We start from the raw sequence: 24923 nt of genomic DNA, 5'->3' as shown, positions 1-24923 counted from the left end.
TCTATTCGACGCTCTCCTCCCCGCCGCCGACGAGTTCGCGCAGCCGGTCGGCCCCTGTGCGCGTCCCCTTCGCGATGATGACGTCGCCGCCGCGGAGCTCCGTCGTCGACCCGGGCTGGACCACCCACTCGCCGTCGTCGGCCCCGCGGCGGACGGCGATGACCCGCATCCCCGTCTCGGTCTTGACCATCTCCTCGCCGAGCGTCGCGCCCGCCAGGGGCGCGTCGACGTCGACCGCGAGCCGGACGATCACCTCGTCGGACTCCTCGACGGCGGCGGCGACGACCGGGTGGGCGTCGATGCCGCGGAGGACGCCCTCGCTGATCTCCAAGGCGGCGTCTGAGATCACCTCCGTCGCCGACGCGAGGTGGACGAGCCCGCGGAGCCGGACCGGGTCCTCGACGCGGCTCGCCGCGCGCAGCGTCCACGCCTCGAACCGGGACTTCAGCGCGTCGACCTCGGCTTCGAGCTCTCTGACCTCCTCGGCGACGCCCTCGCTGTCGAACAGCACCGCGCCGTAGGCCAGATCGACCGCGAGCTCGCTCATGTCCTTCATCAGCGTGATCGAGTCGACCGCGCGTTCGAGGTCCTCGATCGGCGGCTCGACCGCCGCCGGCGACTCGTAGGGGCGTCCCGCGACGGCCTCGTAGACGGTCTCGATTCCGTCGAGTGGCCCGCGAAGCAGCAGTGAGTCGCCGGGCTGCAACCGACTGTCGGGGCCGGGGTTCATCAGCCAGCGGCGCTTGCCCGTGACGGACTGCCGCCGGATGGCGATGACGCGGACGCCGGTCTCCGTCTCCATGTTGATGTCGAGGAGCGTCCGGTCGGCGTACGGCGAGTCCTCGGCGACGCTCGCGCGGACTAACACCTCGATGGCCTCCGGCAGCGCTGTCCGGATCGCGTCGGGCATCCCGATGTCCTCTAAGACGATCTTCGCGATGTCGCCCGCGGCGTTGGAGATCTTCTCGGCCGCGCCCATCACGCCCAAGACGGGCGCGAGCTGTTCGGCGTCTTCTGGGCTGCGTGCCGCCATCAGGAGGCTCATCCGCCCCTGCAACTGGAGGATGTCCATCCGGGTTTCGAGCTCCAGCACCTCTCTGGCGATGTCGTCGCTGCCGTTGAGGACGGCCGAGTACGAGAGATCGATGAGGAGCTCGGCGGTGTCTTTCATCTCCGCGAGCACCTCCTTGACGCTGACCGGCTCGTACTCGACGTCCTGTGGGTCCATACCTCGCGTTCGACGCCGACGACAAAAACGGTTGGTGGTCGAGACGCCGGACGGGGGGAAGGTCGTGTGAGACCCGGAAACGGTAACGCTTTTTTCACACGGAGGGAAACCGAACAAGTATGTCAGACGACCTGAAGCGCGGGCTGGAAGGCGTCCTCCTCTCGGAGTCTGAACTGAGTTACATCGACGGAGACGCCGGAAAACTGCTCTACCGCGGGTACTCTATCGAGGACCTGGCCCGCGAGGCGTCTTACGAGGAAGTCGTCTACCTCCTGTGGCACGGGGAACTCCCCGACGCCGAGGAACTCGCCGATTTCGCGTCGTGGATGGCCGAACGGCGCGCGATCGACGACGAGGTCCTCGACATCGTCCGGAACCTCGCTGAGGCCGACGAGGTGCCGATGGCGGCGATGCGGACGATCGTCTCCGCGCTCTCGGCGTACGACGAGGACGCCGACCACGAGGACGTGACCGACCTCGACGTGAACCTGCGGATGGCCTGCCGGATCACGGCGAAGCTCCCGACCGCGCTCGCGGCCTTCGAGCGCATCAGAAACGGCGACGACCCGATCGAACCCGACGAGGACCTCGATCACGCCGCGAACTTCCTCTATATGCTCAACGGCGAGGTCCCCGACGACGTCCTCGCGGAGACGTTCGATATGGCGCTCGTGCTCCACGTCGACCACGGGCTGAACGCCTCGACGTTCTCCGCGATGGTGACCGCGTCGACGCTCTCTGATCTCCACAGCGCCGTCACCTCGGCGGTCGGAACGCTCGCCGGATCGCTCCACGGCGGGGCGAACGCGAACGTGATGCGGATGCTGAAAGAGGTCGACGAGAGCGACGCCGACCCAGCCGAGTGGGTCGAGCAGGCGCTCGAAGAGGGCCGTCGCATCCCCGGGTTCGGCCACCGCGTCTACAGCGTCAAAGACCCGCGCGCGAAGATCCTCGGCGAGAAGTCGAAGTCGCTCGCGGAGGCCGCCGGCGAGACGAAGTGGTACGACTACTCCGTCGCCATCGAGGAGTACATCACCGAGGAGAAGGGCCTCGCGCCCAACGTCGACTTCTACTCGGCGTCGACGTACTACCAGATGGGGATCCCGTTGGACCTCTACACCCCGATATTCGCCGTCTCTCGGGTCGCCGGCTGGATCGCGCACGTGCTCGAACAGTACGAGGACAACCGCCTGATCCGCCCGCGGGCGCGGTACGTCGGTCCGATGGACCTGACGTTCCCCTCGATCGACGAGCGGTAAGCCCGGATCCGTCGTCGGCCCCGCGACCGCTTCGTCGTCAATCGTTCTTCGGTGCAACGCTCCCGCGCTCCCGGAGGAGCCCCGCCGCCGTCCCCGACCAGTCCGCATAGCGGAACGCGACCGCCATCGTCAGCCCCATCCAGAGGTGTGCGAGGACGATCCCGGCGTAGACGCCGTCGAGCCCGAACCGCCCCACCGTGAGGTACGAGAACCCGACGAAGAACCCGAACATACCGGTCGTCCGGGCGTAGAACGGGAGCCTGGTCTCGCCGGCCCCCTGCAGTCCGCCCGAGAGCGTACTGAACAGCGCCAGCCCGGGAGCGGAGAGGCCGTAGGCGACGGCGAAGGCGGCGGCGTACTCCAGCGCCGCCGGGGAACTCCCGAAGCCGAGCAGGCCGACGACGGGATCCGCGCCGACGACCAGCAGCGCGCCGATGCCGCCGACGGTGAGCACCGAGAGCGCGGCGGCGGCCCACCCCTCGTAGCTCGCCGTCGCGGGATCACTGCGGCCGACCGCCTGGCCGACGAGGATGTTCGTCGCGATCTTGTACCCCCGAGAGAGCGGGCCCGTCACCTGCTGGTAGACGCGCCGCCCGACCTGGAACCCGGCGTTGATCACGTCGCCCGCGGCGGCCCCGCCGGTGCCGGCGACGCCGCCCGCGACGCCGCCGAGCGAGAGCAACAGGGCGTTGAACGGGAACTCCGCGAGTTCGCTGGTGATCCCCTCGGCCATCCGCGGCAGGCCGATCCGCACGAGCTGACCGGCGATCGTCACGTCGGCGGGAACTGTGAACGAGAGCGGCGACGACGGGCGGTAGAGCCCGATCAACAGGAGGCCCGCCGAGAGGACGTTCGCCGTGGCGGTCGCGGCGGCGACGCCCCGGACGCCGAGCGCGGGCAACCACAGCAGTCCGAACCCGAGTCCGACCGAGAGCCCCACGTTGACGACGTTGGCGAGGACGTTGACGTACATCGGCGTCGCGGTGTCGCCGATTCCCTGCAGCGCGCGAGCGCCGACGAGCGCGAGGAGCCGAGCGGGCGCGCTCGCGAACACGATCGCGAGGTACGCGCCGCCGAGTCTCACCGCCTCGTCGCTGGCGGGGAAGAGCCCGACGAGCGCGGGGCCGGCGAGCAGCCCGACGGCGACGAACGGCACCCCGATGGCCGCCCCGAGGAGGAGCGACTGCGCGATCGCCTCGTCGCGGTTCGCGTCGGCACCGCTGCCGGTGTCCTGACTGGAGAGGGCGATCGCTCCCCCGCCGAGGCCGAGTCCGACGCGGAGCGGGAAGCGCGCGAACAGGTCCGCGAGTCCGATCGCGACGACGGCGGCCGGCGAGAGCGCGGCGGTGACGAGGATGTCGACCGTCCGCATCAGCGTCCGGGTCGTCTGCTCGGCCATCACCGGCCACGCCAGCGCGAAGATCCGTCGCCACACCCCGCGGAGGCGACCGAAGTCCATCGACCCGACCGACGACCCCCCGGCGCATCAGGCTGCTGGTCTCGCGATCGCGAGTCCGCGGACGACGCCCGAACCCCGGGATCGGACGGGCGACAGACAACCGTCAGACAGCGCCGAGGACATCCACGCTGTGGTGCGGTTTTCACTTTCACTCTGCGTGGGGGATATTTATGTATCTCCCGGTCTCATATCTCGTTGCACGTCACACGCGTGCATTCCCCCTTTCCCCCTCTACGCCCCTGAGCGACGCCCATCTCCCGGGCGTGTACGGCCGCCGGACGCACCGGAGACGCGAAGATTTAGGCCCGGCGACCGGCTACCTTCCAGCGATATGCTCTCTGTCGACGACGTCGAAGCGGCGCGCGACCGCATCGACGACGTGGTCCGCTGGACGCCGCTGGAGTACTCACACCAGTTCTCGGAGATGACCGGCGCGGACGTCCACCTCAAACTCGAGACGTTCCAGCGGACCGGCGCGTTCAAGATCCGCGGCGCGACCAACCGCATCGCGACGCTCGACGACCGGGCGCGCGAGGCCGGCGTCGTCACGGCGAGCGCGGGCAACCACGCGCAGGGCGTCGCGCTCGCGGCGAGTCGATCGGGCGTCGACGCGACGATCGTGATGCCGGAGCACGCGCCGATCTCGAAGGTGGAGGCCACCGAGCGCTACGGCGGGCGGACGGTCCTCCACGGCGCGGACTACGACGAGGCGCAGTCGAAGGCTCACGAGATCGAGCGCGAGGAGGGGCGGACCTACGTGCACGCCTTCGACGACGAGATGGTGATGGCCGGGCAGGGGACGATCGGCCTGGAGATCGTCGACGACTGCCCCGAGGTCGACACCGTCGTCGTGCCCGTCGGCGGCGGCGGGCTGATCGCCGGGATCGCAACCGCCGTCAAGGCCCGGAAGCCGGACGTGCGCGTCATCGGCGTCCAGGCGGAGGGGGCCGCGTCGCTGCCGGAGTCGGTCCGGACCGGCCACATCACCGAACTCGACGCGGTCAACACGATCGCGGACGGGATCGCGACCCGGAAGGTCGGCGAGCGCCCCTTCGAGGTCATCCGCGAGCGCGTCGACGAGGTCGTCACCGTCGACGACGAGCAGATCGCGGTGGCGCTGACGTACCTGCTCGAACGGTCGAAGACGCTCGTCGAGGGCGCGGGCGCGGTGCCGCTGGCGGCGCTGCTCTTCGACACCTTCGACTACAACGAGGGCGAGACGATCGTCCCGGCGCTGTGCGGCGGCAACATCGACACGAACCAGCTGACGACGGTCCTCGTCCGGGGGCTGGTCGAGACCGGCCGGTACCTGAAGATCCGGACCGTGCTCAAGGACCGCCCCGGCGCGCTGCAGGACCTCGTGGAGATCATCTCCGCGAAGCGGGCGAACATCTACGCGATCCAGCACGACCGGACGTCCCGCGACGTGGCGATGAACGAGGCCGACGTCGAGATCGACATCGAGACGCGCGGTCACGATCACATCGGCGAGGTGCTCGACGCGCTCAGAGGGGCCGGATACGAGGTCGAAGTGCTGGCGTAGCGGCGGTTTCGGGGCGCTCTAGCGGGTCGAGGTTCGATCTCCCGTTCCCCAATTACGAGAATTACCGACCGAATAATTACCATCCGCACTCTAGTAGACGAACACTGCCAACCCGCGATGCGTCTGACACTGGTTCGGGATATGCCCGGCCGTCCCTACCGATACGCGACCCCGCCCACAAATGATCGAACCCGCTCTCGCCAGTCGGCTCCAGTTCGCGCTCACGACGATCGTCCACATCATCTTCCCGGTGATGAGTATGGGACTCGCCCCGTTTCTCGTCTACTTCACGTGGAAGGACATTCGGACCGGGAAACCGGTGTACGAGCAGCTACGCCGGTTCTGGACGAAGATATTCGCCGTCTCCTTCGTCGTCGGCACCGTGACGGGGATCGTCCTCGAGTTCGAGTTCGGGACGAACTTCGCGGCCTTCTCGACGGCCGCGGGCGAGCTGTTCGGCGGCCCGCTCGCCGTCGAGGGGATGATGGCGTTCATGCTCGAGGCCACGTTCCTCGGCGTGTTCGTCTTCGGCCGTAAGCGCGTCGGCGACGTGCTGTACATGATCTCCGCGGTGGCCGTCGGTCTGGGAACGTGGCTGTCGGCGGTGTGGATCCTCGTGGCCAACTCGTGGATGCAGACGCCCCGCGGGTACGAACTCGTCGTCGAGGACGGGCAGACGATCGTCTCGCTCGTCGATCCGATCGCCGCCTACGCGAACCCGCGGTTCCCGTGGATGTTCGTGCACATGCAGAACGCCGCGGTCCTCTCGGTGGCGCTGTTCATGGCTGGCGTGGCCGCCTACCACCTGTTCAGACACTACCACTGGGAATACCCCGTCGATCACCCGGAGTTCTGGGAGACGACCCTCAAGGTCGCGATCGTCGTGATGCTGCTGACCGCGCCGTTTCAGGTGCTCCACGGCGACGCGTACGCGCGACACGTCGCCGAGACCCAGCCGCAGAAGTTCGCGGCGATGGAGGCCGTCTGGGAGACCGACAGCTACGTTCCCGAGTACATCTTCGCCGTCCCGACGGACCTCGACGACCTCCTGAACCCGCGCGCGAAGGAGATATTCGGAATCGGGATCCCCGGGGGGGCCTCGTGGCTCGTCAGCGGCGGCGATCCCTCCGCGGAGATCACCGGATTGAACGAGTTCGAAACGCAGGCACCGCCGGTCGCGATCGTCTTCTGGTCGTTCCGGATGATGGTCGCTCTCGGCTTCTGGTTCGTGCTGCTGGCGTTCTGGGCGGGCTATCGCTGGTGGCGCGGGCAGTTGCGCGAAGACGACCTCCTGCACAAGTCGCTGATGGCCTCGTCGCTGCTCGGCATCTTCGCCGTGGAACTCGGTTGGATCGTCACCGAGGTCGGCAGGCAACCGTGGGTGATTCAGGGCGTGATGAAGACCGCGGACGGCGTCTCGCCGGGGCTGACCGGGTTCGAGGCGACGCTGACGCTCGTCGGCTTCGGGGTCGTCTACCTCGGCCTGCTCTCACTGTACACCTACGTGGTCGCTCGGATCGTGCGGGCCGGCCCGCCCGCGATCGACGAACGCTCCGTCGACGACGCGTCCGATCGGCCTGCGTCGAGCAGCCAGGCGGCCGCTGCGGGAGGAGAGGATGACTGACTCCCTCGCAGCGGCCGCGGGTCTCGGACCCGCCATAGTCGACCCGGTGGTCGCGCTGCAGGCCGGCTGGCTCGCCGACGGGCCGCTGTTCGGCCTCCCGCTGACGGAGCTGTGGTTCGCGCTCGTCTTCTTCATCCTCGGGACGTTCCTCTTTCTGGACGGGTTCGACTTCGGCGTGGGCGTGCTCTTCGCGACCCGGGACTCGCCCTCCGACCGCGAGCAGTTGCTGGCGGCGATCGGTCCCTTCTGGGACGGCAACGAGGTGTGGCTCGTCGTCTTCGGCGGCGCGCTGTTCGCGGCGTTTCCGGCGGTGTACGCGACGCTGTTCAGCCGGCACTACCTGCTGATGTTCGCGATCCTCGGCGCGCTGATCGTCCGCGGGCTCGCCCCGGAGATGTACGAGCAGCGCCACGACGACGCGTGGCAGCGCTGGTGGGGCCGGGCGTTCGTCGTCGGCAGCACGGCCGCGCCGCTGTTTCTCGGGATCTTCGCCGCGAACTGGCTGCTGGGCGCGACGGCGCTCGTCTCGATCCCCTCGGTGGTCGTCGGGGTCGCGCTCGTGGCCCTCTCGACGACGGGCGGGGCCGCCTTCCTGGGCTTGAAGACCCGAGGACGGGTTCAGCGGGAGACGACCGCTTACGGCCCCCGCGCGCTCTTCGCGTACCTCGCACTCGTCGTCGTCGCCGTCGCGTACCTCCTCGCGACGCGGCCGGACCTCCGCGGGACGTTGATCGCGCCGGCGACGCTCGCGCTCCTCGTCGCGAGCGTCGGACTCGGCGCGGCCTACGTCGTCGCGATGCGGCGGGAGTCGTACGTGGGGGCGCTGGTTGCGACCGCGGGGCTCACCTACGGGCTGGTCGCGCTGATCGCCTCGGTCCTGTATCCGGTGATCGACCCGGTGACCGGGTTGACCGTCGCCGACGCGATCGTCTCGACGATCCCGCTGAACCTGATGAGCGTCGGGGCCGCGCTGTTGCTCCCGCTCGTGTTCGCGTACTTCGTCGTGCTCTACTCGGCGTTTTGGGGGCCCGTCGAGGAGGGCGAGGGCTACGCCGGCGAGTGAACGACCTCGCGTCCGGCGCTGCCGTCGTGATCATCGGACTCGACGCCGGAACGAGAGATTTTAGCCGGTCGGACGGCTCCCTCCGGACGTGACTCGCACTCGATCGGCGCTCCTGTGGGGGCTCGTCGGCGCGCTGACGTTCCTCGTGCTCGTGCAGGGCTACCGGCTGCTCGTCGAGCCGCTCGGGGTCGGCCTGCCGTTCGCGGGGGGCGTCGCCGTCGGCATCGGCGTCGCCGTCGGCGGAATTTCGTACGTCGCCGAGCCGCGACTCGCGGCGAAGGGAAGGACTTAAACGATTCAGTAGGTTACCTCCGTTCGAGCCAGGATGGCCGAGTGGTAAGGCGCACGCCTGGAAAGCGTGTTCCCTCTGGGATCCAGGGTTCAAATCCCTGTCCTGGCGTTTCTCGAATCGCTACCCTCGCGAGAGGTGTCGCCGTCGAGTGAACGAACGTGATTCGTGACGCCGGACGGTGATCCGTGTCGTCGACGTGGATGACGACCGCGAGGCTTCCTTTTCGAAAATTGAGACGCTCCACAAAGTTAATGAGTGTGCGAGGCGTCGACACGGTTGACAATGCCTGATACGAAAAATGGCCGGGAGCGCAAGGGCCGGAACAAACGCAGCCAGCTCCAAGAGGAACTCTACGAGGAGGAGATGGAGGCGCTCGATACCGACGACGAGCTCCCGCCGTTCGAGCCGTCGGGGGAGCGGCCGTTCGTCGCCGACGAACTGCCCGAGGAACTGTAACCGAGGACGGTCTGCGGACGCGCCGAACCGCGCCGCTCATTTTTTGCTTAGTACCGCGCTGAGACCCGTCTCTGTCGCTCGGCGCACGGAGTGGTACTTAAATCGACGTCCACGGGTACGACTCTCGTGGCCATCCGTGTCACACTATATCACACGCTATCGGCGTTGAGTAACCGATTTGTGCGGTTTACCGTGCTAACACGCGCTCTCTGTGCTGATCCACGAAACGGCCGAAAACGGTGCTTTTTTATAGAATCACAAACAATCAGTCGATGTCTATGAGTCAGCGAATGCAGCAGGGTCAGCCGATGATCATTATGGGCGAGGACGCCCAGCGCGTCAAGGACCGCGACGCGCAGGAGTACAACATTCAGGCCGCTCGGGCAGTCGCGGAGGCAGTACGCTCGACACTCGGCCCGAAAGGGATGGACAAGATGCTCGTCGACTCGATGGGAGACGTGACCATCACGAACGACGGGGTCACTATCCTCAAGGAGATGGACATCGACAACCCGACGGCCGAGATGATCGTCGAGGTCGCCGAGACCCAGGAGGACGAGGCCGGCGACGGAACGACGACCGCGGTCGCGACGGCGGGTGAACTCCTCAAGAACGCGCAGGACCTCCTCGAACAGGACATCCACCCGACGGCGATCATCAAGGGCTTCCACCTCGCGAGCCAGGAGGCCCGCGCGCAGGTCGACGACATCGCCGAGAACGTCGAGCCCGACGACACGGAACTTCTCAAGAAGGTCGCCGAGACGTCGATGACCGGCAAGAGCTCCGAACTCAACAAGGACCTCCTCGCCGACCTCATCGTCGACACCGTCAGCGCGGTGACCGTCGAGGCCGACGACGGCTCCCACGTCGTCGACCTCGCGAACGCCAACATCGAGACGCAGACGGGGCGTTCGACCGCCGAGTCCGAACTGCTCAACGGCGCAGTCATCGACAAGGACGCCGTCCACGACGACATGCCGACCGAGTTCGACGAGGCCGACGTGCTGCTCCTCAACGAACCGATCGAGATCGAGGAGGCCGACGTCGACACGCAGGTCAACATCGAGTCCCCCGATCAGCTCCAGCAGTTCCTCGATCAGGAGGAGAAACAGCTCAAGCAGAAGGTCCAGCAGATCGTCGACTCCGGTGCCGACGTGGTCTTCTGTCAGAAGGGCATCGACGACATGGCCCAGCACTACCTCGCGAAGGAGGGCATCCTCGCGGTCCGCCGGACGAAGAAGTCCGACATCGCGTTCCTGCGTGACGTCGTCGGCGGCAGCGTCGTCTCCGACCTCGACACCCTGGAAGCGGCCGACCTCGGTCGCGGCTCGGTCCGCCGCGACGGCGAGGACGAACTGTTCTACGTCGAGGGTCTCGACGACGAGTCCCACGGCGTCACGCTGCTGCTGCGCGGCTCGACCGACCACGTCGTCGACGAGATCGAGCGCGGCGTCACCGACGCGCTCGACGTCGTCTCGACGACCGTCTCCGACGGCCGCGTCGTCGCCGGCGGCGGCGCCATCGAGGTCGAACTCGCCCGGCGGCTCCGTAGCTACGCCGGCTCCGTCGGCGGCCGCGAGCAGCTCGCCGTCGAAGCCTTCGCCGACGCGGTCGAACTCGTACCCCGCGTCCTCGCGGAGAACGCCGGTCTCGACTCCATCGACACGCTCGTCAGCCTCCGCGAGGCCCACGAGAACGGCGACGTCCGCGCGGGCCTGAACGTCTTCAGCGGCGACGTCGAGGACACCTTCGACGCCGGCGTCGTCGAACCGGCCCACTCCAAGGAGCAGGCGCTCTCCTCGGCCACCGAGGCCGCGAACCTCGTCCTCAAGATCGACGACATCATCGCCGCCGACGAGCTGAGCACCAGCGGCGACGGCGAGGAAGAAGGCGGCGCACCCGGCGGCGGCATGGGTGGTATGGGCGGCATGGGCGGTATGGGCGGCGCGATGTGAGCGCAGTCCCGTAGGAACCCTCTCCCCCGAACGCCACCGCACCGCTTCGTCGGCTCCGTCCGACTGCAACCGATCTTCTTTCGACGCCGAATCGCCCCTAGCGCGTCGCTTCGGCGTGGCCAGCGCTGTCAACAACAGTGGCTACGCCACCCAAAAGAATCCACTAGACAGAGTATATTTAGATAGATATCTCATTTAGCTCTCCTCAGTGGTATCCTATCCAGAAATGCGATGAGTTAAGTGTATCTCCCACGAACCCGGAGGTATGGAGACGCTCCTGTTGAACGGGACGGACGTCCACGAGAACGCGTCGATGAGTGAGCTCGTGCCGGCGATCGAGGACGCGTTCGCCGCCTTCGAGCGCGGCGACGCGCAGATGCCGCCGAAATCGTACATCGACCTGCCGCAGTACAACGGCGACTTCCGGTCGATGCCGGCGTATCTGGACGCGGGCGAGTGGGACGCCGCGGGCGTCAAGTGGGTGAACGTCCACCCCGACAACCCCGAGAAGTTCGAGTTGCCGACGGTGCTGGGGACGATGATCTACTCGGACCCCGAAACCGCCGTGCCGCTGTCGATCATGGATGGCCGAGAGCTGACGATGCTCCGCACCGGCGCGGCCGCGGCCGTCGCGACCGACCACCTCGCTGTCCCGGACGCGACCTCCCTCGGAATCGTCGGCGCGGGCGTGCAGTCCTACACCCAACTCCGCGCTATCGCGGAGGTCCGCGACATCCAGACGGTCGTCGTCTCCGATCTCGACGAGGAGCGCGTCGCCGATTTCATCGACACCTTCGAGGACGAGTTCGACGTCCGCGCGGGATCGATCGAGGAGGCCGCCTCCTGCGACGTCCTCTCGACGGTCACACCCGTCGAATCGCCGATCGTCGACCGCGAGGACCTCGGCGAGCACACGCACGTCAACGCGATGGGTGCGGACGCCGAGGGGAAACACGAACTGGCCGACGAGATCCTGCTCGACGCGAAGCTCGTCATCGACGACTACGAGCAGACGACGCACTCCGGCGAGATCAACGTCCCCTGGAGCGAGGGCGTCCTCGCGGACGACGACATCTACGGCTCGGTCGGCGAGATCGTCACCGAGAAGAAGTCGGGACGGACGGCCGAAGACGGCATCTCGGTCTTCGATTCGACCGGACTCGCGATCCAGGACGTCGCCGCGGCCCACGTCGTCTACGAGCACGCGACCGAGAAGGGCAACGGATACGCCTTCGACCTGCTCGGTCTCGCGTAGGTCGACGGTCCGCGTCGACGCCGGCCTCGCGACCCGCCGCTCCGGTAGCTTTTACAGACCGGCAGACGGTGGGCAGGTATGGTCTGGGTTCGATCGGAGTACGCGGGGGCGCTGGCCGTCGTCTCGACGTGGATCGCCGCGCTCGTGCCGTGGAACGTCACGTACTCGACGGGCGTCTCCGGCGGCGCTGTTCTCTTCGTCAGGTTCCCGTTCTTTCAGATCCGCTACGCCTACGGCGTGCCCGCCGCTCGCGGCGTCAGCGTCTCTGATCCGCTCTCGGCGACGGCGTTTCAGGCCGGCCAGACGATCCAAGCGGCCTATCAGGTCTGGGCCGCCGGCGCGCTCGTACTCGCGCTCGCGGTCGTGCTCTCGCTCCTGTATTACCGCGCCGAGGAGCGCGTCGAAAGCGGTCCGTTCGATCCGGTTCGACTGCTCGGCGGGTTGCTGACGCTCACCGGCGTCCTCTTCGCCGCGTCCACGTACCTCCTCGTGACGCGCGGGTTCCCGGGGCTCCCCCTGCCGATCGGCGTCCTCCTCCTGTTCGTCTTCGGTGGTCTGTTGCTGACGGTGGACCGAACGTAGGGGCCTGTGACGATCGGTCACGTGCCCGGCGAGATTTTATATGCGATCGAGCGGCCAGCGGTCGTGTGATCTGATGACCGTCCCGCGTCGGGCCGTGATTGCTCGGCACGCCGACGCGGGAGCGACGGCGACGACGGTGGCGGGGCCGTCGTCGCGCGCGGGTGCCGACTGTTCGCCAGCCCCCACGAGCGCCGCGAGGCGGTGCAGAACCCGGCCGCCAGCGACGGCTCAGTCTCTCTGCGCGTCGTCCCCAATCCGACTGACGCGAGCCCGTTCACCCGTCACGACGCCGTACTCCGCCTTCTCGACGGTGTCGGGCGGTTCCTCGTCGCCGTACCTCGCGTCCAACGCGGCCAGCAGGGCGTCGCGGACGCAGGCGCGCGCGGCCGACCCGACCGGCGTCGCGCTCCCCGAGAACGTCGCCGACTCGCCCTCGGGGTCGCAGCCGACGAGCACCGCGTCGGAGGTCGTCCCCGGAAAGCCCGTCCGGTCGAGCAGCGTCGCCGCTTTCGCCTCGGCGGCGACCGCGACGAGGTTCGCGAGCGCGCCCGACGCGAGCGACCGCGTCGTCCCGAGGACGACGTTGACCGTGCCGTCGTGCTGTGCTTCGTCGACGCGCTCGCCCGCCTGCGCTTCGCTCCCGTCAGCCGCTGCAATCGGCAACGCCGCCGGGTTGCTCACGCCCGCCGTGACGATCGCCTCGACGGGTCCGAGTCGGGCGCGTCGCGCGTGACGCATCGAGACGCCGGTGAGGAGCGCCGGTGCGGCGTCCAGCGGCGCGTCCGCCGGATCGGCTGCCTCGTCGAAGCCGGCGTCACGGCGACGACGGACGACGTACGCCGCCACGTCGACGTCGTCCCAGCCCTCCGGCACCGACACGAGGAACGCGCGGTCCCCGACCGACTCCCCGCCGCCGTATCCCGTCGAGAGCCACCGCGTGCCCGGCCGGGAGAGCCGGCAAACCTCATCGCGAACGGTCGTCTCGAAGATCGGATCGTTTGCAGGTTTCCGCCCGCCAGACATATCGCTCATCGGTCCAGCAGCGCGTCGAGCAGCAGGTCGTTCTCGTGCGGTCGACGCACGGCCACGCGCACGTGCGAGTCCAACCTCGCGAAGGTCCGCGCGTCGCGGATCGCGATCCCGCGACGACGCGCTCGATCGAGCACCGCGTCGACCGACTCCCCGCCGACGTCGACGAGGAGGAACGGCGCGTCCGACGGCGCGACGTCGTATCGCGCCGAGAGCGCTTCGCGCATCCGCTCGCGCTCGCTCGCGACCCGCTCGCACGTGCGCTCGACGAACTCCGTCTGCCGGAGGCAGTACGTCCCGACGGCCGCCGCTGGCGTCGACAGCCCCCACGTCGGGCGGGCGGCCCGCAGCCGGTCGCCGAGGTCGCCGGTCGCGACCGCGAACCCCGCGCGAATCCCGGGCAGGCCGAACATCTTGGTCAGCGATCGAGCCGCGATCACACCCGCCTCGCCGGCGAGGCTCGGTGCGTCGGTGAAATCGAGGAAGGCCTCGTCGGCGATCAGCGGCGTGTCGGTGTCGCGACAGGCCTCCAGGAACGCCCGGAGCCGCTCGGGGTCCGCGAGCTCGCCGGTCGGGTTGTTCGGCGTACAGACGACCGCGGCGGCGAAGTCTGTCGGGTCCCGATCGAGCAACTCGCCGTGTGCGACGCCGACTGCCTCGCCGCCCTGCAGCCTGATCTCCCGCGCGTACTCGCCGAAACTGGGTTCGGGGACGAGCACCCGATCGCCGGGGGAGACGGTGACGCCGAAGGCGAGCCGCAGCGCCGCGAGCCCGCCGGCCGTCGGGATCACGTCCTCAGCATCGCAGTCGACGTAGTCGGCGGCGGCGGTCCGGAAGTCGTCGAACCCGTCGGCGTAGCGGGTCGACTCGGCGAACGCTGCCTCGTAGACGTCGGCGACTCCGTCGGGCCTGACAGGATTGGTGTTCGCGCTGAAGTCGATCACGTCGGCGTCGTCGTTGCCGCCGTGGGGGACGCGACCGACCGCCGCGACGCTGTCAGGGTCCATCGGCCGTCCTCCCCTCCCGCTCGCCGTCGGTCACGCGGTCCAACACCGCCCGGGTCGCGTCGGTCACCTCCCCGAGCCGTCCGGCCTCGTCGGCGAGCGCGAGCGCGCCGCCCATCGCGGCACCCTCCTTGGCGACGCCGTCGGCGTACGCCGACAGCGGCCCCGCCTCGTCGATGCCGAAGCCGGGATCGGACACGCGGCGGTCGAGGCCGAGCGCCTCGGCCGCACTCTCTAACTCCGGCACGTCGTCGGCGAGATACGTCGTCGTCGCGAGCGTCGCGCGCCGGGGGACGCCCGCGTGGCGAACGAGCGCAGCGACCGCGAGCAGTTGGGTCCCGCCGCCGAGGACCACGTCGGTCCCGGATTCGAGCGCCCCCGCGGTGAGTCCCGCGGCAACGGCCAGCACCGGGTCGCCGACGTACCTGACCGCGCGCTCGGGGTTGTGCGCGGCCGCTCCGGGCTCGAGGTCCGACGAGGAGAAGGCGGCGTCGACGACGCGGCGCTTCAGTTCGAGTGGGTTCTCCGGCAGCGACGACGACGTCGACTCGACGGCGTCCTCGCCGAGCGCTCGGAGGACGGCAAGCGCCGTGGTCGTCCCGCCGGGGATCGTCTCGCCGACGACGACCCGGTCGTCCGGCAGCGAGCGGCCGAACTCCCTCGCGGCCGCGAACGCCCCGGGGCCGGTCTGGACGGGGTCCGGTTCGCGGACGTCGCGGCCGGGACGCGCGCCCACCGAGACGGTCGGCGCGCCCGTCGGACGCGCGAGGCCCCCGTCGACGACGGTCACGTCGAAGCCGAGGAGCTCCCGGACTCCGCGCGTCACGACCGCGGGCGTCGGACAGCCCGTCGGACTCACCGGCGTCACGGGCGCGCGCACCGTGTCGCCGTACGCGAGGATCTCGGCGTCGGCGCTCGGGGTGTGCAAGAGCAGGTCGCGGGTCGCCCCCGCGGCGCTGATGCCGTCGATCTCCGCCGTGCGGGTCGCGCCCGCGACGAGGATCACTCGCACAGGTCCTCCGCGAGCGCGACGTCTTCGGGTCGATTCACGTTGACCGCGAGGCGGGCGTCGTACGTCAACGCCACGGTGTCGTCGTCGCCGCCGACGACGTTCAGCCCGGTCGGCGCGACCGACCGCCCACCGTGATCGAAGGCGGTGTCGAGCGACGCGCCGAGCCGTCGCTTCAGCGCCGCGGGGACGCAGACCGTGAGCGACGTCGGTTCGGGTTCGGCCGTCGCGGACGAGTGCGCGCTGCGAGCGCGCTCGACGGCGTCGTCTACGTGTTCGGGCGCGAGCAGCGGGAGGTCCGCCGGGACCGTCAGCACGGGGCGACCGACCGCTTCGAGTGCGGTGTTCAGGTCGTCGACGTACCCCTCACCCGGCGTCTCCACGACTGGAAGAGACCGTTCCCGGGCGCGTTCGGCCGTCGCGGGCGCGTTCGGTGAGACGACCGCGCGGATCGTCCCTTCTCCCGCCTCGCTCCGTCCGATCTGACTCCCCGACAGCGCGTCGACGACGCGGTCGAACATCGAGACGCCGCCGATCTCGACGAGCGGCTTCTCGGTGGCCTCGATACCGCGACCGTCGTCCGTATCGCCGCGGAGCCGAGTCCCGCGCCCGCCGCACATCACCAGAGCGTCCACGCGATCACCCCCGCGTGGACGCCGGCGACGCGCCCGAGTTCGTTCGCCGCGCCGAGGACGTCCCCGTTGATCCCGCCGAGTGCGTCGTCCGCCCAGCGGCCGAGGAACCACGCCGCGCCGAGCGGTGCGGCGAGCGCCGCGAACGCGGCGAGGTACCCCGCGCCGGTGACTGCGGCGACCGCCAAAACGGGGACGACGGCCGCGGCGACGGGGATCAGATCGCCCGGCGTCGCCCCCTCGACCAGGGCGGAGCCGAGGCCCTCGTGCGCGGCCGTTCGGGTGCAGACGAGCAGCGCGATTCCAGCCTTCGCTCCCACTTCCGCGGCGAGCGCGAGCGCGAACGCGACGCGGGGGAGCGTGCCCGCGAGTCCGAGCGCCCCCAGCCCGAGCGTCACGAACGCGAGCGCGACCGCCAGCACGCCGCCGACGCCGGTCTGGGAGTCCTTGAGCACCTCGCGCCTGCGCGCGACGTCGACGCCGCCGTGCACCGCCGCGGCGTCGCCGAGGTCGGCGAGCCCGTCGGCGTGCGTGACGCCGGTGAGGAGAACGAGTGCGACGAGATACAGCGCCACGGCGGTCGGGACCGGAACCGGGAGGACGAACGAGAGCGCCGCGAGCGCGCCGACGACGTAGCCGACGAGCGGGAGCGAGGCCGGCGTCCGGCGGAACGCGTGCCAGGCCGCCTTGTCGCCGCCGACGGGGAGCCGGGTGAGGAACCCGAGCGCCCCGCGGAACGCCGTGAGCACAGTCGACAGAGCGGTCAGAGCCACGCGATCACCCCCGCGAGCCCGAACGCGAGTGCGCCCGCGCGTCGCGTGAGTCGAACGGCTCGCGCCGCGCTCGCGACGTCCGGAAGCGAGGCGGCGGAATCCGTCGACCTCCTCGGGGACGGACTCGGATCGAGGTCGTACGCGCCCGGCTTGTGCAACCGCGCGGGCAGCAGCGCCGCCATCGTCGCCATCGGCCACCCGGAGTTCGGCGACGACGGCCTGCGGGCGAGCGCTCTGAGGTCGCGCCGGAGTGGAACCGCCGGAGCGGCCGCGGCGACGGCGAGAAACAGCGCGGAGAGCCGCGCCGGGAGCCACATCACGAGTCGTCGAGCCGTGCGGGTGCCCACCCGATCGGCTTCGATCGATACCCGAGCATCGAGTCCAGCGTGTTGACCGCTTTCACCCACGCGGCCGCCGCCGCGCCCGCGGTGAGCGGAAGCGCGGACGGGGACGTGGGTTCGAGCGGTGCGAGCGCGCTGACGGCTGCCGCGACGACTGCGAACGCGACGAGCGGCGCGACGAGACCGTCTGCGAGGTTCTCCGCGAGGCTCTCGACCGCGGCCGAGCGGACGTGCGCCGCGTCCAGGGAGTCGGCGTCGCGCCCCGCAAGCGCGAGGAGATCCATCCGCGCGGCGTCGAGGTCGGCGTCGCTCTCCTCGATCACCGTCCGCGCGCTGTCGAGCAACAGCCGCAGGCTCGTCGTCGAGAAGAGCACGCCCGCAGCCACCGCCGCCCCGAACCACGGGTGCACCGCGCCGCCGAGCCAGACGGCGGCCGCGGCCACGGACGCGAATCCGAGAGGGAACGCGACCGCGACGAGCAGGCCCACGACCCGCGGGCGCACCCCGTCAGACGCTCGGGAATTGCCGTCGCACCGCCGGTCGACCCTCGCGACGACGCGCCCGAGCAGCGCGACCGGATGGACCCGCCCCGGCGGCTCCGCGAACAGCGCGTCCAGCACGGCCGCCGACACGACTGCGACGGTCGCCGTCACGGGCACGAGTCATCGCCTCCGAGGTCGCCGTCCCGAAGCCGCTCGGCGACCGACCTGGGGTCGTTCCCCTCCCTCGAAACGTCGAGGAAAGTCCCGCCGACGTCCGCTACGCCGCCGTCGGTCGCCTCGTCGTCGCCGACGTGGACGAGCGCCTTCGGACGGGCGTCGAGGCGGTCGGCGATCGTCTCGAACGCCTTCGGGTGCGGTTTGCGCCACCCGCAGCCGACGCTGGTCACGATGGCGTCGAACGCCGCGCGGTCGAGCCCCGATCGGATCAGCGTCCGCGAGGCGAGTTCCGGGACCGAGCAGTTCGACAGCAGCCCGACCGGCCCGCACGCGGCGGCGGCCTCGACGGCCTCGACCGCGCCCGCCCGCGTTTCGACGCTCGGGTCGAACGCGGCGACGACGGCGCGTCGGGCGGCGTTGTTCGGTGCGACGACGTCGCGGGATCGCAGGGCGGCGGCGACGTGCGCGGGAAGCGGGACTTCGGCACCGCTCGGCGCGTCGACGTGCGGTTCCGCGTAGGCGGCCGCCCAGTCCTCCGGGACGGGAACGTCGCGGGCGCGGAGTTCGGTCGCGACCGCCGCAGCGGGGTCTGCCGGCGCGTCGACCGTGACCAGCGTGCCGAAGAGATCGAACGTGACTGCCACTACAGTTGGATGGATGAAAATCGACTTGAATTTGCCGGAGCGGTGGCACCTCGCGTGTCGACGCGGCTGACAGCCGTCAGACACGAAGGAAGATTCAAATACTGGCTTGCACATATGCAACCGATGAGTAAAATCACGTTCCGTGCCGACGACGACCTCGTCGAACGGTTGGAGGCGCTCGACACCTCCAAGAGCGAGGCGATGCGCGAGGCGTTGCGCACGTACCTCGACGGCGCGGACCGTGACGTAAGCGAGCAACACGAAGACCTGACGGACGAGGCAGGCGACGGCTCAGCTGAGGACGTCGCCTCGAACGAGTCGGAGGGGACCGTCGACGCGTTCATCCGAGAGCGGGTCGACGACCTCCTCGAAGAACGGATCGACGAACTGCTCGCGGACCGCCTCCCGCGGCAGCCTCCCGCCCACGACTTCAACGTCAATCTGCGACTCGACGGCGTGCGGGCCGCAGACGCTGCGACAGACGAGGCTTCGAGTCGGACGCAGACGTCGATCCCGACGGACGAATCGGAGCGTAAGACGCGACCCGCAGACGCGGCGGACGACGTCGGATCGAAGCCCTGTGAAAAGTGCGGGGAAGACGTCAGTGCCGATCACGTCTACTGCCCGAACTGCGGGGAGAAGGCGTCCCACAGGGTGTTCTGCGAGTGCGGCGACGAACTCCGATCGGACTGGGCGTTCTGCCCCGGCTGCGGACGTCGGACGTCCGCGGCAGACGTCCTAGAACGGACGTAAACGCGGTCAGTATCCGAGTAAACGCCGATTCGGACGCTTTTGTCTTACATCCAGCGTTACATTTATAAGGTGTCGCTCTGTGGTAACGTCTGCGTAAGACGGTCGTCTTACAGCCCATCTCGGAACGGGGATGTCCCCGCTGTCTACCGATTTCGGGGGTGTAAGACGTTCGCACGGGGTGTGCGCGCCGTCTTACCGGGGGAATGCAAATATGGAGCGTGTGACACTACGAATTCCGAAGCAGCAGATCGAGGAGGTCGAACAGATGGTCGAGACCGGGGAGTTTCCGAACCGGTCCGAGGCGATCCGCTCGGCTGTTCGCGAGATGATTAACGAACAGCAGGCCGACGGACGCGAGTCGCCGACCAAACACACGTGGGCCAAGGTGTAATCTATGCAAGATATCGTCAGAGAGGCTATGCAGCGCGACGAGGAAGAGCGCGAACAGGCAGCCGAGGCCCCGGACGGCGACGACGAGTTCGGTAATCCCCGAATCGTCATCGTCGGCTGCGGCGGCGCAGGCAACAACACGGTAAACCGTCTGTACAACATCGGCGTCGACGGTGCTGACACGGTCGCGATCAACACCGACAAACAGCACCTCAAGATGATCGAGGCCGACACCAAGATCCTCGTCGGCAAGTCGCTGACGCAGGGTCTCGGAGCCGGTGGCGACCCCTCGATGGGCGAACGGGCGACCGAGATGGCCCAGGGGACCATCAAGGAAGTCCTCGGCGAGGCAGACCTCGTCTTCGTCACCGCCGGGATGGGCGGCGGGACGGGCACCGGCGCCGCGCCGGTCGTCTCGAAGATCGCCAAAGAGCAGGGCGCGATCGTCGTCGGGATGGTCTCGACGCCGTTCAACGTCGAGCGCGCCCGCACGGTGAAGGCCGAGGAGGGGCTCGAGAAGCTCCGCAACGAGGCCGACTCGATCATCGTTCTCGACAACAACCGCCTCCTGGATTACGTCCCGAACCTCCCGATCGGCAAGGCGTTCTCGGTGATGGACCAGATCATCGCCGAGACCGTCAAGGGGATCTCCGAGACCATCACCCAGCCGTCGCTGATCAACCTGGACTACGCGGACATGTCCACGATTATGGATCAGGGCGGCGTCGCGGTGATGCTCGTCGGACAGACCCAGGACAAGAACAAGACCCAAGAAGTGGTCAACGACGCGATGAACCACCCGCTCTTGGACGTGGACTACCGCGGGGCTTCCGGCGGACTGGTCCACATCACGGGCGGCCCGGACCTCACCCTCAAGGAGGCCGAGGGCATCGCGAACAACATCACCGAGCGGCTGGAAGCGCGCGCGAACGTCATCTGGGGCGCGCGCATCCGGGACGAGTACAAGGGCAAAGTCCGCGTGATGGCGATCATGACGGGCGTCCAGTCCGCGCAGGTGCTCGGCCCCTCGACGCAGAAGCAGGCCGACAAGTCCAGACAGAGCATCGACTCCTCCGAGTTCGATGCCGCAGAGAACACGCAGGTCTCGCAGACGCAGCCCAACTCGACTGCGACGGGCGGCTCCTGGCAGTCCGACGGCGGACAGGAGCAGCGCGAGAAACAGAACGGCCTCGACGTCATCCGGTAGTCGTCGGGTCCGACACCGACTGACCATCGGCCGTCGTCTCCAGTCTTCCCGTTTTTACACCGCGAGCGACTCCAGCAGCCGGCACTTCCGACAGACGTCGCGCGTCGTCTTCGACCCGCAGCGCTCGCACTCGCGCATCTCGGCGGTCGACTCCCCGCGGTACCGATCGGCCGCCATCGACGCGATCTCCTCGTACCCCGAGAGGATCGAGTGCCGCGTGCCGGGGTGGTCCTCCTCCAGCTTCAACAGCAACTCCTGGATCTCCCCGCGGAACGCCTCCGAGGCGTGCGGACACTCCGTGATGTGGGCGGGCAGGTCCTTGAGGTGAGCGTACAGCGCGACCTCCTTTTCGGGTATGTCCCGGAGCGGCTTCGCCCGCGGTACGAAGTGCGGCGACTCCGTGCGCTCGTCGAACGGGCCGAGGCTCGCGTCGAAGTGCTTCGCCATCTGCTCGACGTCGCCCTCGAAGACGTTCATCAGCGCCGTCTGCGCCTCGTCGTCGAGGTTGTGTCCGGTCAGGAGGATGTCGGCGTCGAACTCCGCGGCGTACGTTTCTAACAGGTCCCGCCTGAACACGCCGCAGTACGCGCACGGAGCCATCCCCTCGGGGTCGTCCTCGACGACGTCGTCCATCCGCACGCCGAACTCCTCCTCGTAGCTCACGAGCTCGTGGCGGAGGTCGAGGTCGTCGGCGAGTTCGACGCAGGCGTCGACGCTCGCGTCCCGGTAGCCCTCGATCCCCTCGTGGATCGTCAGCGCGAGGATCTCGATGCGCGGATCTCGCCCGAACGTGTCGTCGAGGATCTGCGCGAGCACGACGCTGTCTTTGCCGCCGGAGAGGCCGAGTACCCACCGCTCGGGATCCTCCGGCGAGGCGTCTCTCGGCACGAGGTCGTCGCGGCGGATCCGTCGCCGGACGCGCTTCTCCACCGAGGCGCAAAAGTGCTTCTCACACAGGTGCGCGCCGGAGTAGCCCGCGTGCATCACCGCGTCGCGCTCGCACTTGTCGCACTCCATCGATCCGGCGTTGGCGACGCGGGAGGATACGGGTTTCGTCTCGATTCGAGCCGAGAAAAACGGGGAACGCGTGATCGAGGGAGAGGGGGGATGGGGGGAAGGCACCCCGAGGTAGCGTTGCCCCGAGTGGTCACCGCTGGTGACCGGTCGATCGACACCCCCGAGGTGCCGGGCGTGTGTAGGGACACCGTAGTGAAAGGTCCTCCGAAACCGCAGTGCCGAGCGGATATTTCAGACGTATTGACAACTCTGCCTCCGTCCGTCGAAACGCATTCCACCCCAGCAGCCCTGCGACGACTATGGAACGCTCGCGGGCACTGGCGCGACTCGAATCGATCGTCGACGTCGTCGAAGACGGATCGGTTCCGGTCCCGATACGCGAGGTGTGGGTGTACGGCGACGTCGCGCTCGGACTCGATCCCGTCGAGCGACTCGACGTCTACGTGACGAAGGACCTGCTGCTCGGCGGCGACTCCGACGCCGCGGAGACGTTCGAGACGGCCCACGGCGTCAAAGGCGTCGGGCAGACCGTCTCGGCGGAGTGGGCCGGGAACAACCCGGAACTGCTGCGGACGAACGCGAGCGGGTACGCCGCGCCGGAGAAGTGCCTCGCGGCGCAGTTGCTCCCGGACGACGACGAGTCCGCGCACTTGGAGGTCTGCAACGCTCCCTTCGAGGACAACGTCCGACAGCGGCTGAAGGGGGCGCTCGCCCGCGACGCCTACGAGGAGATACTCGACCCGCGCGGCGTCTGTCTGTACGCCGAGGGGCAGCGCTCCGACTCTGCGTTCGAGAAGCTCCGCGGCGGGGAGTTCGCGTTCCCGACGCTGCCGGAGGCGCTGTCGATGCTCGGACTGGACGACGACACCGCCGCGGAGGCCGCCGAGGCCGTCTCGAACTACCGCGCCTCCCAGTCGGGACGGACGGTTCGCGGCGACGTCGTCTGAACGCGGCCCCCAACAGCACCGCGGACCGACGTCAGCCGTCGACGCTGCCGACGACCACGTCGAAGGGGACGACCTCCGCGCGGCGGTACGTCCCCTCGCGCATCGCCTCGATGACCGCTCGGCCCATCTCGCGCCACTCGCTTCGGAGCGCGTCGTACTCGTCCGCCGAGAGCGTCTTTCGCAACTCTCGCTCGTGCTGTTCGAGCGCGCCGCCGCTGGCTTTCCGTCTCGCGGCCGCCAGCGCTCCCTCGTCGTACGGTGGTTCGGTCACTTTCCGGTGGTAGTAGCGTCGCGTTCGAATCTTGGAGAGCCCCGACTCGCGAAACAGCGAGACGAGTCGGTCGCCCATCGAGACGTCGGTCGCGACGCCCTCGATGTACGCCGCTCGGACGCGCTTTTCCAACTCGACCTCGCTGTCGACGGTCGAGTCGACGCCGACGTCGCCGTTGTCGGGTTCGATCGCGGCGACGAGATCGGTCGAGAGCTCCGAAAACGCGCGAAGCGCCGCAGTCGGGTCGGGGAGATTGACGAGCAGCGCCTGACAGACGACGAGGTCGAAGGTGTCGTCGGGGAAGGGCGGACGCGTCGCGTCTCCGGCGACGGCGTCGAGCCCCGTCTCCTCGTGCGCGATGCCGAGGAGTTCCGGGTCGGCGTCGAGACAGACCACCTCGCCCGGCGATTCTGAATCGAGGACGCGGGCGAGTTCGCCCGTTCCCGCGCCGGCGTCGAGAATCCGCCTCCTGTCGCCCAGCGAGAGGGGCGCGAGCGCCTCGCGTGAGCCGTCCCACATCCCCGCCCGCGTCCGACGAAGGTAGTCCGGCGAGAACTTCCGCACGCGCCTCCGTACCGGCGGGACCGTCAAAAGCGGGTCGGTCCGGCCTCGGTAGCGACGACGCGATTCAGTCCGCTCGGAGGTCGCGAACGCGCTGGATGTTCCACGCGAAGCCCTTCCCGTCCTCGTTCGGCGTCTCCAAGACGAGTGGGACGTCGACGAGGTCGGGGTGGTTGACGAACGCGGACATCCCCTCCTCGCCGATCAGGCCCTCGCCGATGTGGGCGTGCTCGTCCTTGTTGGTGCCGCACTCGTGTTTCGAGTCGTTCAGGTGGACGCACGCGAGGTTCGCGAGGCCGACCTCGGCGTCGAGTTCTTCGACGGTCTCGTCGACGCCTTCGGGCGTCGAGAGGTCGTAGCCCGCGGCGAAGGCGTGGGCGGTGTCGAGACAGACTTCGAGGTCCTGTGCGCTCTCCTCGAGGACGTACCCCAGATGCGCGAAGTCGTCGCCCATCTTCGTCCCCGAACCGGCGTCGGACTCGACGAGCACGGTGACGCCCTCGGGCACGTCGAGTTCGTCGAGCGCCGAGACGGCGTTGTCGAGCCCCTGCTGTTCGCCCGCGCCGGTGTGCGCGCCGAGGTGGACGTTCACGTAGGGGACGTCCAGCTGCGCCGCGGCGTCGACCTCCCGCTGCATCGAGTCGACGGACTTCTCCCGAAGGTCTTCCTTCGGCGTGCAGAGGTTCACGAGGTACGAGGAGTGGATCACCCACGGGCCGACGTCGTGTTCTGTCGACCGCTCGCGGAACGCCGCCGCGTCGTCGTCGTCGATGTCGGGATTCTGCCACACCTGCGGCGAGTGCGTGAAGATCTGTCCGCAGTTCCCGCCGTCTTCCAGCTGTCGATCGACGGCGTTGGCGACGCCGCCGGCGATCGATTCGTGTGCTCCTACTCGCATACCTTTCGCTGTCGCTCCGGGAGTAAAGCCACTTCGGAGTATCCTCGCGCCCGACTTCGTGCTCTTCTCGTA

At 68.8% G+C, this 24923-nt stretch carries 24 protein-coding genes, 1 tRNA gene and 1 pseudogene; 14 read left to right on the top strand and 12 right to left on the bottom strand.

Annotated features, from left to right (window positions below):
- Nucleotide 1 precedes the first annotated feature (1 nt).
- Nucleotides 2-1228 carry a potassium channel family protein gene (locus tag ACP99_RS10340; protein ID WP_049986531.1) on the bottom strand — a complete coding sequence of 409 codons (1227 nt, stop codon included), beginning with the start codon at nucleotides 1226-1228 and terminating at the stop codon, nucleotides 2-4.
- A 119-nt stretch (nucleotides 1229-1347) separates the two neighbouring features.
- Here ACP99_RS10340 and citZ point away from each other — a divergent pair, with 119 nt between their 5' ends.
- Nucleotides 1348-2487: a citrate synthase gene (gene citZ, locus ACP99_RS10335; protein ID WP_049986530.1), complete on the top strand. Its 1140-nt coding sequence runs from the start codon at nucleotides 1348-1350 to the stop codon at nucleotides 2485-2487.
- A 37-nt stretch (nucleotides 2488-2524) separates the two neighbouring features.
- Here the strand turns inward: citZ and ACP99_RS10330 are convergent, their stop codons facing one another.
- Nucleotides 2525-3946 carry an MATE family efflux transporter gene (locus ACP99_RS10330; protein WP_049986529.1) on the bottom strand — a complete coding sequence of 474 codons (1422 nt, stop codon included), beginning with the start codon at nucleotides 3944-3946 and terminating at the stop codon, nucleotides 2525-2527.
- A 331-nt stretch (nucleotides 3947-4277) separates the two neighbouring features.
- Here ACP99_RS10330 and ilvA point away from each other — a divergent pair, with 331 nt between their 5' ends.
- The 9 genes from ilvA (at nucleotide 4278) to ACP99_RS10290 (ending at nucleotide 12716) form a co-directional block, all read left to right on the top strand.
- Nucleotides 4278-5489 (top strand): threonine ammonia-lyase, encoded by a 1212-nt coding sequence (gene ilvA, locus ACP99_RS10325; RefSeq protein WP_049986528.1) that lies wholly within the window; start codon nucleotides 4278-4280, stop codon nucleotides 5487-5489.
- Nucleotides 5490-5670: 181 nt separating this feature from the next.
- Nucleotides 5671-7113 (top strand): cytochrome ubiquinol oxidase subunit I, encoded by a 1443-nt coding sequence (locus tag ACP99_RS10320; RefSeq protein ID WP_049986527.1) that lies wholly within the window; start codon nucleotides 5671-5673, stop codon nucleotides 7111-7113.
- Nucleotides 7106-8176 (top strand): cytochrome d ubiquinol oxidase subunit II, encoded by a 1071-nt coding sequence (locus ACP99_RS10315; RefSeq protein WP_081927413.1) that lies wholly within the window; start codon nucleotides 7106-7108, stop codon nucleotides 8174-8176. Before ACP99_RS10320 ends, ACP99_RS10315 begins: the two co-directional genes overlap by 8 nt.
- Before the next feature lie 88 nt (nucleotides 8177-8264).
- Nucleotides 8265-8468, top strand: a complete 204-nt coding sequence (locus tag ACP99_RS10310) for a hypothetical protein (RefSeq protein ID WP_049986526.1) — start codon at nucleotides 8265-8267, stop codon at nucleotides 8466-8468.
- 27 nt (nucleotides 8469-8495) lie between these two features.
- A tRNA-Ser gene (locus ACP99_RS10305) sits at nucleotides 8496-8576 on the top strand.
- A gap of 174 nt (nucleotides 8577-8750) precedes the next feature.
- On the top strand, nucleotides 8751-8924 hold the full coding sequence (locus ACP99_RS20530) for a hypothetical protein (RefSeq protein WP_197052429.1): 174 nt from the start codon (nucleotides 8751-8753) through the stop codon (nucleotides 8922-8924).
- A 308-nt stretch (nucleotides 8925-9232) separates the two neighbouring features.
- Complete coding sequence (thsB, locus tag ACP99_RS10300) at nucleotides 9233-10879, top strand: thermosome subunit beta (protein ID WP_049986619.1); 1647 nt, start codon at nucleotides 9233-9235, stop codon at nucleotides 10877-10879.
- Between the two features lie 265 nt (nucleotides 10880-11144).
- On the top strand, nucleotides 11145-12134 hold the full coding sequence (locus ACP99_RS10295) for an ornithine cyclodeaminase family protein (protein ID WP_049986525.1): 990 nt from the start codon (nucleotides 11145-11147) through the stop codon (nucleotides 12132-12134).
- A 78-nt stretch (nucleotides 12135-12212) separates the two neighbouring features.
- Nucleotides 12213-12716, top strand: coding sequence for a DUF7549 family protein (locus ACP99_RS10290; RefSeq protein ID WP_049986524.1), 504 nt, complete (start codon nucleotides 12213-12215; stop codon nucleotides 12714-12716).
- Nucleotides 12717-12944: 228 nt separating this feature from the next.
- On the opposite strand, the gene ACP99_RS10285 is transcribed toward ACP99_RS10290, so the two are convergent.
- The 7 genes and pseudogenes from ACP99_RS10285 to ACP99_RS10255 form a co-directional block, all read right to left on the bottom strand.
- Nucleotides 12945-13706: an adenosylcobinamide amidohydrolase gene (locus ACP99_RS10285; protein ID WP_049986618.1), complete on the bottom strand. Its 762-nt coding sequence runs from the start codon at nucleotides 13704-13706 to the stop codon at nucleotides 12945-12947.
- A gap of 38 nt (nucleotides 13707-13744) precedes the next feature.
- A complete protein-coding gene (locus ACP99_RS10280) occupies nucleotides 13745-14752 on the bottom strand; it encodes an aminotransferase class I/II-fold pyridoxal phosphate-dependent enzyme (protein ID WP_049986523.1) in 1008 nt (335 codons plus the stop codon).
- Complete coding sequence (locus ACP99_RS10275; RefSeq protein ID WP_049986522.1) at nucleotides 14742-15761, bottom strand: nicotinate-nucleotide--dimethylbenzimidazole phosphoribosyltransferase; 1020 nt, start codon at nucleotides 15759-15761, stop codon at nucleotides 14742-14744. Before ACP99_RS10275 ends, ACP99_RS10280 begins: the two co-directional genes overlap by 11 nt.
- On the bottom strand, nucleotides 15752-16378 hold the full coding sequence (locus tag ACP99_RS10270) for an NTP transferase domain-containing protein (RefSeq protein WP_049986521.1): 627 nt from the start codon (nucleotides 16376-16378) through the stop codon (nucleotides 15752-15754). Before ACP99_RS10270 ends, ACP99_RS10275 begins: the two co-directional genes overlap by 10 nt.
- Nucleotides 16378-17163, bottom strand: a complete 786-nt coding sequence (gene cobS, locus ACP99_RS10265) for an adenosylcobinamide-GDP ribazoletransferase (protein ID WP_231554275.1) — start codon at nucleotides 17161-17163, stop codon at nucleotides 16378-16380. The genes ACP99_RS10270 and cobS overlap by 1 nt, the downstream gene beginning before the upstream one ends.
- Nucleotides 17154-18163: pseudogene (gene cbiB / locus ACP99_RS10260) on the bottom strand (adenosylcobinamide-phosphate synthase CbiB). Before cbiB ends, cobS begins: the two are co-directional and overlap by 10 nt.
- The gene (locus tag ACP99_RS10255) at nucleotides 18154-18807 is read right to left on the bottom strand and encodes an HAD family hydrolase (RefSeq protein WP_049986519.1); all 654 of its coding nucleotides are present in this window, start codon (nucleotides 18805-18807) and stop codon (nucleotides 18154-18156) included. The pseudogene cbiB and the gene ACP99_RS10255 overlap by 10 nt, the downstream one beginning before the upstream one ends.
- Nucleotides 18808-18930: 123 nt before the next feature.
- On the opposite strand from ACP99_RS10255, the gene ACP99_RS10250 reads away from it, so the two are divergent.
- The 3 genes from ACP99_RS10250 (at nucleotide 18931) to ftsZ (ending at nucleotide 21157) form a co-directional block, all read left to right on the top strand.
- On the top strand, nucleotides 18931-19560 hold the full coding sequence (locus ACP99_RS10250) for a double zinc ribbon domain-containing protein (RefSeq protein WP_049986617.1): 630 nt from the start codon (nucleotides 18931-18933) through the stop codon (nucleotides 19558-19560).
- Between the two features lie 211 nt (nucleotides 19561-19771).
- Entirely contained in the window at nucleotides 19772-19951 is a 180-nt protein-coding gene (locus ACP99_RS10245) for a ribbon-helix-helix domain-containing protein (protein WP_049986518.1), read from the top strand.
- Between the two features lie 3 nt (nucleotides 19952-19954).
- Complete coding sequence (gene ftsZ / locus ACP99_RS10240) at nucleotides 19955-21157, top strand: cell division protein FtsZ (protein WP_049986517.1); 1203 nt, start codon at nucleotides 19955-19957, stop codon at nucleotides 21155-21157.
- A 54-nt stretch (nucleotides 21158-21211) separates the two neighbouring features.
- On the opposite strand, the gene ncsA is transcribed toward ftsZ, so the two are convergent.
- Entirely contained in the window at nucleotides 21212-22174 is a 963-nt protein-coding gene (gene ncsA / locus ACP99_RS10235) for a tRNA 2-thiolation protein NcsA (protein WP_049986516.1), read from the bottom strand.
- Between the two features lie 299 nt (nucleotides 22175-22473).
- Here ncsA and ACP99_RS10230 point away from each other — a divergent pair, with 299 nt between their 5' ends.
- On the top strand, nucleotides 22474-23121 hold the full coding sequence (locus ACP99_RS10230) for a DUF7095 family protein (RefSeq protein WP_049986515.1): 648 nt from the start codon (nucleotides 22474-22476) through the stop codon (nucleotides 23119-23121).
- Between the two features lie 31 nt (nucleotides 23122-23152).
- Here the strand turns inward: ACP99_RS10230 and ACP99_RS10225 are convergent, their stop codons facing one another.
- Both ACP99_RS10225 and ACP99_RS10220 read right to left on the bottom strand, forming a co-directional pair.
- Nucleotides 23153-23956: a class I SAM-dependent methyltransferase gene (locus tag ACP99_RS10225; protein ID WP_049986514.1), complete on the bottom strand. Its 804-nt coding sequence runs from the start codon at nucleotides 23954-23956 to the stop codon at nucleotides 23153-23155.
- A gap of 64 nt (nucleotides 23957-24020) precedes the next feature.
- Nucleotides 24021-24851, bottom strand: a complete 831-nt coding sequence (locus ACP99_RS10220) for a deoxyribonuclease IV (RefSeq protein ID WP_049986513.1) — start codon at nucleotides 24849-24851, stop codon at nucleotides 24021-24023.
- Nucleotides 24852-24923: the final 72 nt, after the last annotated feature.

Source organism: Halobellus rufus, from assembly GCF_000739575.1.
Taxonomy (GTDB): Archaea; Halobacteriota; Halobacteria; order Halobacteriales; family Haloferacaceae; genus Haloquadratum; species Haloquadratum rufum.
This window is presented reverse-complemented; position numbering and strand designations above follow the sequence as displayed.